Genomic DNA, 12,266 nt, shown 5'->3' on the forward strand with positions numbered 1-12,266 from the left:
GGAATGGCTATGTTAAAGTATCAACAAATTGCGAGCGATATTGAAAAATATATTGTCACCCATGAGCTGCAGCAAGGGGACAAACTCCCTGTACTCGAAACCCTCATGAGCCAATTTGCAGTGAGCAAAAGCACCATTATCAAATCATTAGACTTACTCGAAAGAAAAGGAATTATCTATCAAGTGAGGGGCAGCGGCATCTTTGTTCGACGACACAGGCGCAAGGGCTACATCAGCCTTTTATCCAACCAAGGATTTAAAAAAGATTTAGAGGAATTTCAACTGACTTCAGAGGTTTTAATGCTAGACACCATCAAACCGCCCGAAGAAGCAGCGCTTAATTTGAATATTGAACAAGATGAGGATGTTTTTTACCTCAAACGCATCCGTTACATCAATGGACAAACCTTATGTCTAGAAGAATCCTATTACCGAAAAACCATCATTCCCTATCTCAACACAGAAATTGCCGCTGATTCTGTTTTTAAATTTATCAGTGAAGGCCTTGGGCTCAAAGTCGGCTTTTCCGATATGTACTTGCAAGTAGGCAAACTGAATGAAACCGAAGCAAAACACCTCGGCCTTAAACAAGACGATCCCGCTCTCCGAGTCGAAACCGTCTTTCATCTCACAAACGGCCAGCCTTTCGATTTCTCGAAAATCACATATAACTACATGCAATCCCAATTTTTTATTCAGGCGAATAATTATTATGGGTGATGGATGGAAAAAGCCTCCTGAGACATTCAGGAGGCTTTTTTACGATTTACCTTTCAACCTTTAAACATTCCCTCCTTCTTTCTTGAGAAGAAAGGCCGTCAATCGCCACATCACCATAATAAATGTCTATGTGACCTCCTTTGCCAATTAGAGCAACTGGAAAAGCATGCTGTTCTTGCAGGCACTTTTCGAACTCATCTGGATGAATCTCTACTTCAATTTCATGTCCAATGAAAGCATATTCAAACGTCAGCGTATGATAAAGATCCACAAGACAGCGTATGATCCCCTGTTGAAGACGAATGACATTATGAGAAACAACATCTGTCCACTTTAAAGAGATAACGAACCCTACGTAACCTGCTTCTTTTTGTATGTTGATCGTCATATCATTTAGCTTCGATCCCGATAATTCAAACTCCATATAATACCCTGAAAAGTCATCGTCTTTAATGATACTCTCTTTTATACTGTGTTCAATCCACATTTCGCCATCAGGGTCCTGACTAAACTTTACTTTGGTAATAGACATTTCTTTTTGAGCTAGATAATCAGACAATTGGCGAAAAGTATTTGGTAAATGAATGGCCTCATAAAAAACGATTCCAATATTGATGTATCCACCTATAGCTATCATGCATCCCTCGCTTTATTTTTTCTTTCATTATATTTTACTCAAACCTGTATTCTGAGAAAACTCATCCCCTTACATGAACACCTCCGATTTAAAGTATCAAAAAGATTCATTTTACGAATGCATTGATCAAACTTATGATAAACGTAACAAGAATGTATAGGAGGATTCATTATATGAGAGACATTAGAGTGTACCATGTCGATGCATTTACAACTGAGAAATTTGGAGGAAATGCTGCTGGGGTCGTGTTGGATGGTGATCTTTTAACGGAGGATGAGATGCAGAATATCGCCAGGGAGTTGAATTTACCGGAATCTGTCTTCTTGCTGCCTGCACATGATAAAGAAGCTGATTATCGAGTCAAATACTTCACACCGACGGAAGAGGTCAATTTCTGCGGGCATGCGACTGTTGGATTGACTTGGCTTTTGGCGACGGAGTTTGGGCTGGCAAAAGAGAAAACAGGGGTCGTGTTAGAAACGAAGATTGGCAATGTTCCTGTTGTATGGCACGAAGAAAATGACAAAGTCATCGATGTGGAAATGACGCAGGTGACACCGAAAACGCGAGATTTTATGATCGATTTAGAAGAGCTTAGTGACATGCTTGGTATCAGCAGTGATCGCATTGATCCATCTTATCCTATCAAATTAGCAAATACCGGAAACTGGCATCTTCTCGTTCCGATGAAGACCCAGAAAGACATCGATCAAGCAGCACCGAACTTAGCGGCTTTAGGGAAAATGAATAAAGAACAAAATATTACGACGACTCACCTTTATACATTTCATACCACAAAAGAATGTGATCTTTACACGAGAGATTTTGCACCTGGAATTGGGATACCCGAAGATCCGGTAACGGGGGCAGCAAACGGAGCATTGGCTGGCTATCTTTATTTAGAGGGTATCATTTCTCAGCAAGAAATCACTCATCTGAACATTGCCCAAGGGGATGCCATCGGCAGACCTGGCATACTTCGTATCACGGTCATTCCGAATGAATCAAAGCCTGTGATCAAAGTGGCAGGCGCGGCGGTTATCACTATTCGCGGCGTGTTGACCTTATAAACCATCAGCTTGAATGGGAGACATCTCGTTCAAGCTGATTTTACTTAAATTGATCTTTGACCGCTTCGATCCATCTTTTAGCCGATGGGGATGCTGCTTTGAATGATTTGAACGCCAAATTGATCTCACGATATACGTTTGTCTCAAGTGGAATGACTTTCGTATGAGACATCTGCGGCGGCAAAATTAATGTCGGAATGATGGTCACTCCGAGCCCTTCTTGAACCATAGAAATGAGCGCATTGTTGTCTCCAATTTCAAGCAAAACTTGAGGCTTCACGCCTCTTTCTTTTAATAATTTCTTAATGAGCAGATCACAGCCCGCTTTTGGCATAATGAATGATTCATCATGTAACGAGTCAACTTCTATCACTTTCTTCGTATTGAAGCGATGATCCTCTTGCATGAGCACCACCAATTCATCTTGGAAAAGTGGAACAGTTTCAAATTCTCTTGATGGCTGCGTTAAAAAACCGACATCAACCGTGCCAGACGCAATCCATTCCTCAATCTCCTCATAACCACCTTCATATAACTCTACTTGGATATTGGGATACCTTTTTGTAAAGCGGTGAATCAGCTGTGGAAGCATTTTTGAAGAAAAACTGGAGAACGTCCCGATCTTGATAATCCCCACTTCCATCCCTTGAATCAACGCCGCCTCCTGCTCAAGCAATGACGCATGATGAACGATTTGCCGAATATGCGGCATCACCCGCTCACCTGCGTCTGTTAGCGACAGCCCGTTTCGATTCCGCCGAAGCAGCACAACCCCTAATTCCGACTCAAGCTTCGCAATATTATGACTGACTCCAGACTGCGTTAGTCCAAGCTTCTCCCCGGCTTTTGTAAAACTGCCGCATTCGACGACTGTTAGAAATACTTTGTATTGGAATGTGATCAGTTTGGTCACCTCTTTTGTATTTATTTAGGCTTAATTAATTTTTGTAAGAACAATTATGATTTGTTCTAAAAGAACGGAAGAAGAGTGCTTTGAAGCACTCTTCTTCCGTTAAATAACCACAGAATGACTCTCTGTATATATTACAACTATCCATACTAAAAAGTTGTTTTTTCTACTTCTGTGCTAGTCATATATTCATCATTAGTTGAATAATCATCTTCAACACTACTTATTAACCATGTTTTTTTATCTTCCATATATTCCAAAGTAAGTTCAACTTCCGAAAATCCCTCTTCGCTTTCACTGTCAACGTATTCAAAAACTTCTCTTTCTTTAACATGAAACTCTACTGGAATATGTACCAAATGGGAACCGCCACTTCCTAATTCATAGGTGGCATTTGAAAAATCAATTCTCGTACCCAGTGCCTTTCCTTCATAATAATTATTTGCATCATAATCAGCAATTACTTTTATATATTCTTTTTTAAGATTATCAGACACGTTTTTTAACTTATTTGCATCCTTCGAATTTTTAGCCTCAACCCTCTGTTTTGCGAAATCATTTATCTCTTGTTTTATATTTTCTTTAAACGTTTTATCAATAATTGGATTGGGTGTTAAATCATACTGCTCCTTTGATCCACCAAAAAAAGAAGATGAGTCAGTATCTTCCTCAACTTTTACTTCGTATTCTTTACTCTTGCCCTCTCCCCAAGGAAATTCAGCCCTACCTTGTAGTGTAATACCATCTTTCACAGGACCAAATGTAGTACCTTTCTCTATTTTCTCTCCTGTTCCTTTACCATTTACTATTATTTCAGTATTAGGTATAGATGAAGAAACACCTACATTATCACCTGAAAAAGTAAGGCTCACTTTTTTTTCAAAAGAATTCGCATCAAAAAGTGTGAATTCCTCTTCATCCTTTACTGTTGTATAGTTAAACTTCTTTTCTCCTTTTACTTCATACACACCTGGTCCATAATAGCCTAGAAGTTTAGAATGATTGTCTTCTAAATTGATTTTCTTGCCATTAAAAGAGAGCTCTGCGCCTTTCGTAGCTTCGACTTCTACCTTATAGGCTCTTGCTTTAAGAGTATATTTCTCTCGCCCAAATAGACCCTTCTCTTTATCTATAAAAAATGGCCCCATAGACAAGAAGGCTTTTCCAAATAGACTCTCAGAAATGTACTATCTTCACCGTCTGAATGATAATACTTTGCTTGATACTCTAATAACTCTACTTGGTTTTCAAATTCTTTATTTTCATCTTTTAGATAGTTAATAATGCTCTCGGCATCCTTTTTATCCCATGACATCTCTTTTTTCTGAAGCTTTACTAATTTAACTAAGCCATTTGCATCTCCATTTTCTACTTTTTCCTTAAATTCTTTTGCCAAATCTGCTGGATTTGTTGAACGTCCAGCCACCAAAAAGATCATAATAAGTAAAAGAACTGCACTACTACCGATAATGAATAACGTCTTTTTCTTCATTTTTCAAACTCCTTAATCAATTTATTTGATTATTATAACACTAAAGTTAAATAATAGAGAATGACCTAAAAAATTCATTATATATGAATCATAAGGTTTATTAATTTTGACTCGTAAAAATAAAATCCTCGATTGGCTTTATAAGCTTATCGAGGATTTTATTTTTTTCCATATTCTCTTCTAATTCATCGTTGTCGACGACGAAGACCTAGACGCCGCTTCATCAGCCTTCACACAATCAATCGCAACAACGAGCGCAATCATCACAGGCTCCATTTCTTCTTTCAAAATATCGACCTTATAACTATCTCCCCATGTAAACCATTCCTTCTTCACCTGGCCGATCACTTCGCCGCTTTGCAGCACTTGGAAATTCATATCCCACCAGTTACCTTGTACTTCTACACCCGCGGCATCAATTGAATATTTTGCTTTAAAGAATGTAAACTCTTTTTTGATCGTCAATACTTCTTGACCACCAACTTCTACTAAAAACTTCGGTAAAAAGCTAAACATTTTCTTCGTAATCACAGCAATTTCTTCTCGTTCTGTATTCAGAATGGTGAACGTCTTCGGCACCTTCATAAAGCTGCCCTCGACTACATACACATCGTTCTCCTGCTGATCCTTTACCGTAAACCTGCCGCTCAGACTAAATACTTTCTGCTTCATGTAAAGCTGTTTCATATGTACCTCCGATTAATTTCAAACATTTATCAGGCTTTTATCTATTCTTTATTTACATCTAATTATACCAAAAAATAGAATGATCAAATAACATGTCAGAACTCATGCAAGTTATAATGGAAATATAAACAAAATTGAGAGGGGAACTCATGAAAAAAGTCACTTTTTTTGACTGGACAATTAATTTACAACATGATTTAACTGCGATTACAGATCATAATGAAAAGAAATTGGTCATTTTAGAACCATCCATTGAATTAAACGGTGTGATCTGGATAGATGAAAACAACGAGCTACAAATCAAACCGACTTGGGATTGTGTCATTACAATCGATCCAACCAACAAAACTCTGACAATCCAGCAAACAGAAGAAGTATTCGGAGATTTATACGAGTGAAAACAGGAGGATTTATGAAAAAAACTACTTTTTTTGACTGGAAAGTTCACTACCCTGAACATTTAACAGCAGTCAAAGATGATACAGAAAAGAAAATGGTTTTTCTAGAACAAACTGTTGAATTCAAAGGGATTATCCGTATTGATGAGAATGATGAACTGCAAATTAAGCCGACATGGGATTGTGTCATTATTATTAATGCTAAGAATATGTCTGTCACAGTTTGTGATGCAGAAGATGTTGTAGGTTTGCCATAGAAATTTAAAAGTCTCATTTGAGATGCATAACTCAAATGAGACTTTTTTAGCGCATTTATTTAATAACCATTTACAAAATAAGCGATCGTCTCTAACTCATCTTCTTTCAGTTCCCTGTTCACATGTGCTTGATATTCATTCACGATTCTCTGTCGATCTCCACCATAAAGATCAGTGTATTTCGCAATCATCCGAAGCTTGTCTGTTTCCTGACGAAACTCTTCTTTTGACCACGGTCTTTGGTGTGAAGGAATATACGTATCAGCTTCAAAAGCATCTAACTCATCTAAAAGACGTAAGATTTCTTTCACTGTATAATGTACTTTTTCAGCATACATTTTCGGATAAATGCAATCACCAAGAAAAAGGATTTTCTCTTCTTTCACATACACGATCACTGAATCAGCAGCGTGATCGCCTCCAACATGTTGCACGACACAAGTAACCCCGCCAAGATCAATCTCCATCCGACGGTCAAACGTGACATCCGGTAAAACGACCTGAATATCTCGATGATTATGATATTCTTCCTTGATGGCCTTCGCGCAGAACTCAATCTCCGTTCCTTCCCTCACCCGCTCATCAATCGCTTCATCTGACCAAGAAAACGGAAGAAGTTTCTCCATTTCCTTTCTGGTCTTTGCAGAAGCAATTGAAACCGTATCAGGCAGCGCAGGCAGACCAAAAATATGATCCCAATGCCAATGCGTGAGGACCACGAGATCTGGCGAGGCTTTCTCTTGTTTTAAAGTTTTTTGGATGAAATATTTCGCATGATCTTCTGAGTTGCCTGCATCGATCATTAATGTTTTGTTATTGCCTGCGACCATGCCTAGGATGGGGCGGTCGGTTCGTGATACTGGTGTGATGTAGGAGAAGGTTTGGCCTATTTTTTTGATTGTGTGCATGGTGTGTTTCCTACCTTATGATTTCTCTTTAGGATTTTTTATCCTAACTTAATTCAAGAGAGAAATTTTTAATTTTAATTATGCCTTACTTTAAAAATTTATAAGTTATGTAATGGGAGTATATAAAAAGTTTAAAGGAAAAAGTCTATATCAGACCTTTACCCGCGAACTTTCATTCCAGAATATACACAATTTTCAACAACTTGTTTAGGCAAAAGTATTTCTCTAATATTCTCCTCAACCTCTTCACCTAAAGATTGCAAAATTCCCTCTGCAACAGCCCTAGCAAGCAATGGGGGTACCGCATTCCCTATTTGTTGATACTGCGAGTCTTTTGACCCACAGAATTTATATGAATCCTGGAATGATTGTAACCTAGCTGCTTCTCTAATACTGATAGCTCTGTCTATAACTGGATGAACCCACATTGATTTTCTAGCATTAAGTACAGTATCTGAAGGCTCATTATATGCAAGTCTTCTATAAATCGTATTTTGTGTTCTGCTATGATCTGTGTAGGTTGTTTTTAAAGATTCATCCAAATTATGAAAATTCTGGCCTTCTTTTAGAGCCTTAAATCTTTTTAGAGCTACTTCACCAGATTCAGTTCTAACATGGTTATATACCTTATCTATATTATTAAGATAATCATTAAGAGGACTATTGAGTAGCGGTTGATGGGAAGTCTTATCAAGTTCATCATCTTTTACATTTACACCGGGTGATATGTTTTCTAAATCGCCTATTGCATCATAGATTTTGTTATACTCTTTCCTATTATGAAATAGTGGCTCAGGCGTTTTAACTGCTTCCTTTTTTAAAGAAGTTTCTTTGATGCCCATTAAAACTAATCTGCTTCTTTCCTGCGCCACTCCATAATGAGCAGCATTAAAAATATACTTATCCTCATTTAATGCATAACCTAACTTGGTAAACTTTCTTTTAATATAATTAAACACATTAAATGATTTAATGATAATCTCAATATCATCATTATTTTCTTCTATATCGAATAACAAAACTTTATTTTTAATTACTTCTGAAATCTTGCGTATTACCTTCTGTGCCTCAAGGATGTTTTCAAGGCTATCTGTATATGAAGTGAGATCTCCAGTTGTTTTGTCTAAAAGGTTCTTCAGCTTTTCTCCCAAGTCAGTCCAATCTAATTGGTATAGGCTATTCCAATATTCACAATGCTGACTATGCCATTGCTTGTTTATTACCTTCATAAAAAATTTATAGTTTGCCTCTTTTTCTATAAAGTTTAATAAATCCATAGGCGATTTCTTTTTAGCATGTTTTAAAAGTGTATTTAATTTAGAAAAGAGTTCGTTACTTATCATAAAAGGTGTTAGATCTTTCCGCTGTTTGTAGGCATCCATAAGAAAATTTCTTAAGTTAACAGAGTAAAGTGTACTTCTTCCGATCTTAATATGTTCTTCTACAGGCTCGATTTCCAGCTTAACAAGCTCAACTTCGTCCCCTTCACTCAAAAAAAACTTATGCTTTTCTGACTCCATGCTTTTCACGTTTTCCATCACAAAAGCTAAAGGACGAATTTCTTCAATCGCCCTCAAATACTCCTTAACAAGATTATTATTCGAAGAAATTAAGGTATTCTGCTGCCGATTCGCATTGGAAAATCCTTGACATGGTGGTCCCCCGATTACAACATCTATATCACAGAATTCACCAATCTTTTCTCCATTTTCGTCTGTATATTGAAGCTTTGTAATATCCTCATGTAAAATGACGTCATTATGGTGGTTTATTTTGAAGGTTTTACGTGCGTTCTCATTAATTTCGACAGCAACTTTCACTTCGAACCTGCCTGTCTGTTCAAAGCCGTTGCTGAGACCGCCTGCCCCTGCAAAAAGATCCATTACTTTAAATTTTTTCATTATAAAACCTCACTTCATTAAGAAGTAATCTTTCATATTATATTTTAAAAAAGAACATACGTTCGTAAATTTGTTTTTTAATTAACTTTTCAATTATATCATAATTATATTTATAACAAATGGTTTATTGTTGGGTTCTCAAGGGAGATTTCAGAGTTTGCAAAAGACAAATTGTTTATAAGCTATAAAGTATAACAAACCTACAGTGTTCCAATCCATGTCTAATAATGTCTCACTATGACTCTCTAAAATGTCTGCAAAGATCAGCGAGTGAATCTAAAAGACTAGTATGTAATGAAGTTTAATTTTCATTTAGGAACATGAATTTATGCATGGCTTTTGACACTCAGTTAATCATATTCACATATTTATAAAACACTATCCTTAAATGAAAAAACACCCTGAATCTCTGTCAAAGGATTAGGGTGATAAGACTAAATCAAGTTTTTTAATTCTTGTGAGCAGGTTTCTTTGTACTGAATCCAACACGCTTCTTGCTTCGCCCATTGTGTAACGTTTCGCTCTCCCGCAGATTCCCTAAGATAGGACAATGTCTTTTCTGCGATTATTCGAATAATATCATCCCATTTTTCGGAAAGGGATTGTTCTTTCCATACTTCAACTAAATCTATCTGTTCATTGTATATTTGATGAATCATTGCAGTTGTATAATAAAGAACATTTGCTTTGTACCCTCTTAGCTTCATTTCATCAACAATTTCCTTTACCCTAAGATTAATTATAGCTCGGGCAATTAGTTTTTGATAGAAAGATAATGTTATCTTATCTAGGGAATTTCCGCTCCAGAAGCTCTTATTCAGCTCCATGAATTTTTTAAAAGCTTCCTCCCCCCCTTTACTAGAAACGTGAGGATAGCCTTCCCATGACATGAAATATTTAGCCATATCAACTTTTGTGAGGACTTTATTTTTCGGATTTTGCTTCTTAAAGTCGGTCTGTTCTTTGCCTCTATTGCGCCTGTTTATATCAACCATATACTGCCCTCTGGCACGTTCAAAGTACCATTTGCTTTCGGATCTCCTACCATCTTTTCCAGGAATCCAGATATTTCTTGAAAATTTTTCAAGGTCAGACATGAAACGTGTATTGGCTAATAAATCAGATTTATTAATCTTGTTTTGTGTATTGGCATACTGTGAAATGCGTGAAATCATCTCATCTTCAATTTGGTGCTGATCTTTTTCAACAAATTCATTAACCTGTAGGATTGTAAGTTTTGCCTGAACATAGACATCCTTCAAGCTAATTCCATCCTTGAAAGCTTTATGAATGGAAGCTGTCGTTTGACCTCCATTGACAATCTGCCAGCCACTTAATCCTTTAATCTTAAATTGGTTTACCCCGTCTTTTACTGGTTCAAATTCACCAGTACGAGCTACTGTTGATATACCGTTGTTATATGCAACAAACATTTTACGCTGAAAAGGGTCCTTTAATGTATCGCGAATGCCTTTGTTGGTTCCACCCCTTGCTTGAAGAAATGAACGGACATTTCGCTCAACAAGCTTTTGCCCCCATTCATCATAAGCTTTAGCTAGTAACTCAGCAGAAATATAACCTATATAACATTCAAAATCCTTCATACCGCTTGAAGGATCAGGGACAAACATCATTTCAAATGTTTCACCGTAGTCCTGTTCAAAATCGATGTAGTCTGTTTCAATAGCTTGCTCAGAAGTGATGAGTTGTTGAACTCGATTGATATCCCATACTTGGACATTAACCGTTTCAATTCCAGGGATGCTTATTTCTACAGGTTTATTGGAGGTATAATACATGTTCGTGATAACAAAAATATTAATTTCATTTAAACTATTGATTACTTCATCAATGATTTTAGCAAGATCATAGGCTTCCAATGAATGATCAATCGTCTGAAGAAGATTCTTTGAGTTTGTAATAAAGCGTTTTGCCCTATTAGCTATTTCAGTAACAGCAGTCATGTTGATGGAAAGCAAATCTTCTTCATTCTGCTCAAAGTTATAATCAACAACGTAAACATCTAATACTTGATTCTCATCATCATAAGAATAGGCATTTACGGCAATGTTTTTTCCAGAATCCTTAAAAGGAGGCAACAGAATTTCAGGTTCATCTGGTCTATCCATAAAGGAAATCATTTTTTCCAGGAAAGGAACCTGGTAACTACCAGATTTTATCGCTTTTTCCTCTAACTCTTCCGTAAAATCGAGCAGGAATTCTTTTCTTTGTCTTGTTTCTATCATCTTTTATCCTTCCACTCTAAACATTTGATATATGGTTTCCAGTTGTTTCTCATATGCTGAACAATGAGTCAGATCAATATTATAGCTTACATGTGAAATTCCTTTTGGCAGATGTTCCTTTATTAAGCGGGGAAAATTTTCACCAGCCTCATATACTTCTGTCTTTTCCATAAAATATAGAACATCTTCATATTCATCTTCTCTAAATCCCAGATCAGTCAATAAATCGCTATAAATGAGTGCAATTCTTTCAGATCTTTCTGCAAGTTTGACACGAACCTGTCCTGCCAGCTCTTGAAGAGAAAGTCCATGTGTACGACTTTGCTCTAGAAAACATACATAGAGATAAATTGAAGATACGGCTTCATTCAGCTTTAGCTGGTTTTCATTTGATATTTTAATCGTTTTTGATAATTTTTCAATAATTGTTTTGATTTCAATTCCGCATTTGGTGCCTTTAAAATCAATACGGCCTTTCGTCGGTCCTTCCCAATGCTCAATTATAAGAGGGGGCTGACCCGGATGCTTTTTCAGCCATTCATTAATAAACCATAATTCCCCAAACAACCCACGTTGCTGCTCTTCTGAAAGGCGTTTAAATCCTCCGCGCTGAAAGAAAGTCCTCCATCGATCAAGTACTTTATAGACTGTTGAAAAGAGGGATCCTTCTTCTTCAGCTACTGCCAGATGATCAGCGAGATTCTGCAGAACAAGTTCAAAGATTTCTGGGCTTTGTTCATCCTCTTGTCGGATAACAAGAAAATAATGTTCCTTTAAGAGGGATAATTTTTCAAAGTATTCCACCTTAACGGACATTCCCCTCCATTTAGGCAATGCTTTTTCCTGATCTTCGTCCCATCCTCCTGACCCCAAATCAATGTACAGTTGCCTATGATGATTAACAGGATCAATTCCTGCAAACATAATTGGATTCTCATAAGTCAAGACATTCAATTTGTAAATTTCGCTATCATCCTGGTCCCTAAGTTCTTGTATCAATTCCTCAAATTCTAGTTTTAGGTTCAACACAAATACTCTCC

Annotated in this window: 13 protein-coding genes; 4 read left to right on the top strand and 9 right to left on the bottom strand. The window is 36.9% G+C overall.

Going from position 1 to position 12,266, the window contains the following annotated elements; all coding sequences use genetic code 11:
- Positions 1 to 9 precede the first annotated feature (9 nt).
- Positions 10 to 720: a GntR family transcriptional regulator gene (locus NST39_RS19430; protein ID WP_050944627.1), complete on the top strand. Its 711-nt coding sequence runs from the start codon at positions 10 to 12 to the stop codon at positions 718 to 720.
- A 46-nt stretch (positions 721 to 766) separates the two neighbouring features.
- Here NST39_RS19430 and NST39_RS19435 read toward each other — a convergent pair whose 3' ends face one another.
- Positions 767 to 1,357: an Imm64 family immunity protein gene (locus NST39_RS19435; RefSeq protein ID WP_106042848.1), complete on the bottom strand. Its 591-nt coding sequence runs from the start codon at positions 1,355 to 1,357 to the stop codon at positions 767 to 769.
- Between the two features lie 173 nt (positions 1,358 to 1,530).
- Here NST39_RS19435 and NST39_RS19440 point away from each other — a divergent pair, with 173 nt between their 5' ends.
- Complete coding sequence (locus tag NST39_RS19440; RefSeq protein ID WP_341029885.1) at positions 1,531 to 2,427, top strand: PhzF family phenazine biosynthesis protein; 897 nt, start codon at positions 1,531 to 1,533, stop codon at positions 2,425 to 2,427.
- Between the two features lie 40 nt (positions 2,428 to 2,467).
- Here the strand turns inward: NST39_RS19440 and NST39_RS19445 are convergent, their stop codons facing one another.
- The 4 genes from NST39_RS19445 to NST39_RS19460 form a co-directional block, all read right to left on the bottom strand.
- On the bottom strand, positions 2,468 to 3,340 hold the full coding sequence (locus NST39_RS19445) for a LysR family transcriptional regulator (RefSeq protein ID WP_341029886.1): 873 nt from the start codon (positions 3,338 to 3,340) through the stop codon (positions 2,468 to 2,470).
- 146 nt (positions 3,341 to 3,486) lie between these two features.
- Positions 3,487 to 4,485: a TcaA 3rd/4th domain-containing protein gene (locus tag NST39_RS19450; protein WP_445662399.1), complete on the bottom strand. Its 999-nt coding sequence runs from the start codon at positions 4,483 to 4,485 to the stop codon at positions 3,487 to 3,489.
- The gene (locus NST39_RS19455; protein ID WP_341029888.1) at positions 4,467 to 4,829 is read right to left on the bottom strand and encodes a TcaA second domain-containing protein; all 363 of its coding nucleotides are present in this window, start codon (positions 4,827 to 4,829) and stop codon (positions 4,467 to 4,469) included. Before NST39_RS19455 ends, NST39_RS19450 begins: the two co-directional genes overlap by 19 nt.
- Positions 4,830 to 5,009: 180 nt before the next feature.
- The gene (locus tag NST39_RS19460; protein ID WP_341029889.1) at positions 5,010 to 5,516 is read right to left on the bottom strand and encodes an LURP-one-related/scramblase family protein; all 507 of its coding nucleotides are present in this window, start codon (positions 5,514 to 5,516) and stop codon (positions 5,010 to 5,012) included.
- A gap of 149 nt (positions 5,517 to 5,665) precedes the next feature.
- Between NST39_RS19460 and NST39_RS19465 the strand changes: the two genes are divergently transcribed.
- On the top strand, positions 5,666 to 5,914 hold the full coding sequence (locus tag NST39_RS19465; RefSeq protein ID WP_341029891.1) for a hypothetical protein: 249 nt from the start codon (positions 5,666 to 5,668) through the stop codon (positions 5,912 to 5,914).
- Between the two features lie 14 nt (positions 5,915 to 5,928).
- A complete protein-coding gene (locus tag NST39_RS19470) occupies positions 5,929 to 6,171 on the top strand; it encodes a hypothetical protein (RefSeq protein WP_106042841.1) in 243 nt (80 codons plus the stop codon).
- Positions 6,172 to 6,230: 59 nt separating this feature from the next.
- Here the strand turns inward: NST39_RS19470 and NST39_RS19475 are convergent, their stop codons facing one another.
- The 4 genes from NST39_RS19475 to NST39_RS19490 form a co-directional block, all read right to left on the bottom strand.
- Entirely contained in the window at positions 6,231 to 7,079 is an 849-nt protein-coding gene (locus NST39_RS19475; protein ID WP_341029892.1) for an MBL fold metallo-hydrolase, read from the bottom strand.
- Positions 7,080 to 7,237: 158 nt separating this feature from the next.
- Positions 7,238 to 8,980, bottom strand: a complete 1,743-nt coding sequence (locus NST39_RS19480; RefSeq protein WP_341029893.1) for a DNA cytosine methyltransferase — start codon at positions 8,978 to 8,980, stop codon at positions 7,238 to 7,240.
- A gap of 434 nt (positions 8,981 to 9,414) precedes the next feature.
- Complete coding sequence (locus NST39_RS19485) at positions 9,415 to 11,226, bottom strand: AIPR family protein (RefSeq protein WP_341029895.1); 1,812 nt, start codon at positions 11,224 to 11,226, stop codon at positions 9,415 to 9,417.
- A 3-nt stretch (positions 11,227 to 11,229) separates the two neighbouring features.
- On the bottom strand, positions 11,230 to 12,255 hold the full coding sequence (locus NST39_RS19490; protein WP_341029896.1) for a PD-(D/E)XK motif protein: 1,026 nt from the start codon (positions 12,253 to 12,255) through the stop codon (positions 11,230 to 11,232).
- Between the last annotated feature and the right edge of the window lie 11 nt (positions 12,256 to 12,266).

The sequence above is a fragment of the Bacillus sp. FSL W8-0645 genome, from assembly GCF_038007905.1.
GTDB lineage: Bacteria > Bacillota > Bacilli > Bacillales > Bacillaceae > Bacillus > Bacillus pumilus.

What these genes read in the sequence shown, in the direction of transcription:
- NST39_RS19430 (WP_050944627.1), top strand. Translation starts at nt 10, where the DNA reads ATGTTAAAGTATCAACAAATTGCGAGCGATATTGAAAAATATATTGTC.
- NST39_RS19435 (WP_106042848.1), bottom strand. Translation starts at nt 1,357, where the DNA reads ATGATAGCTATAGGTGGATACATCAATATTGGAATCGTTTTTTATGAG.
- NST39_RS19440 (WP_341029885.1), top strand. Translation starts at nt 1,531, where the DNA reads ATGAGAGACATTAGAGTGTACCATGTCGATGCATTTACAACTGAGAAA.
- NST39_RS19450 (WP_445662399.1), bottom strand. Translation starts at nt 4,485, where the DNA reads ATGGGGCCATTTTTTATAGATAAAGAGAAGGGTCTATTTGGGCGAGAG.
- NST39_RS19455 (WP_341029888.1), bottom strand. Translation starts at nt 4,829, where the DNA reads ATGAAGAAAAAGACGTTATTCATTATCGGTAGTAGTGCAGTTCTTTTA.
- NST39_RS19460 (WP_341029889.1), bottom strand. Translation starts at nt 5,516, where the DNA reads ATGAAACAGCTTTACATGAAGCAGAAAGTATTTAGTCTGAGCGGCAGG.
- NST39_RS19465 (WP_341029891.1), top strand. Translation starts at nt 5,666, where the DNA reads ATGAAAAAAGTCACTTTTTTTGACTGGACAATTAATTTACAACATGAT.
- NST39_RS19470 (WP_106042841.1), top strand. Translation starts at nt 5,929, where the DNA reads ATGAAAAAAACTACTTTTTTTGACTGGAAAGTTCACTACCCTGAACAT.
- NST39_RS19475 (WP_341029892.1), bottom strand. Translation starts at nt 7,079, where the DNA reads ATGCACACAATCAAAAAAATAGGCCAAACCTTCTCCTACATCACACCA.
- NST39_RS19480 (WP_341029893.1), bottom strand. Translation starts at nt 8,980, where the DNA reads ATGAAAAAATTTAAAGTAATGGATCTTTTTGCAGGGGCAGGCGGTCTC.
- NST39_RS19485 (WP_341029895.1), bottom strand. Translation starts at nt 11,226, where the DNA reads ATGATAGAAACAAGACAAAGAAAAGAATTCCTGCTCGATTTTACGGAA.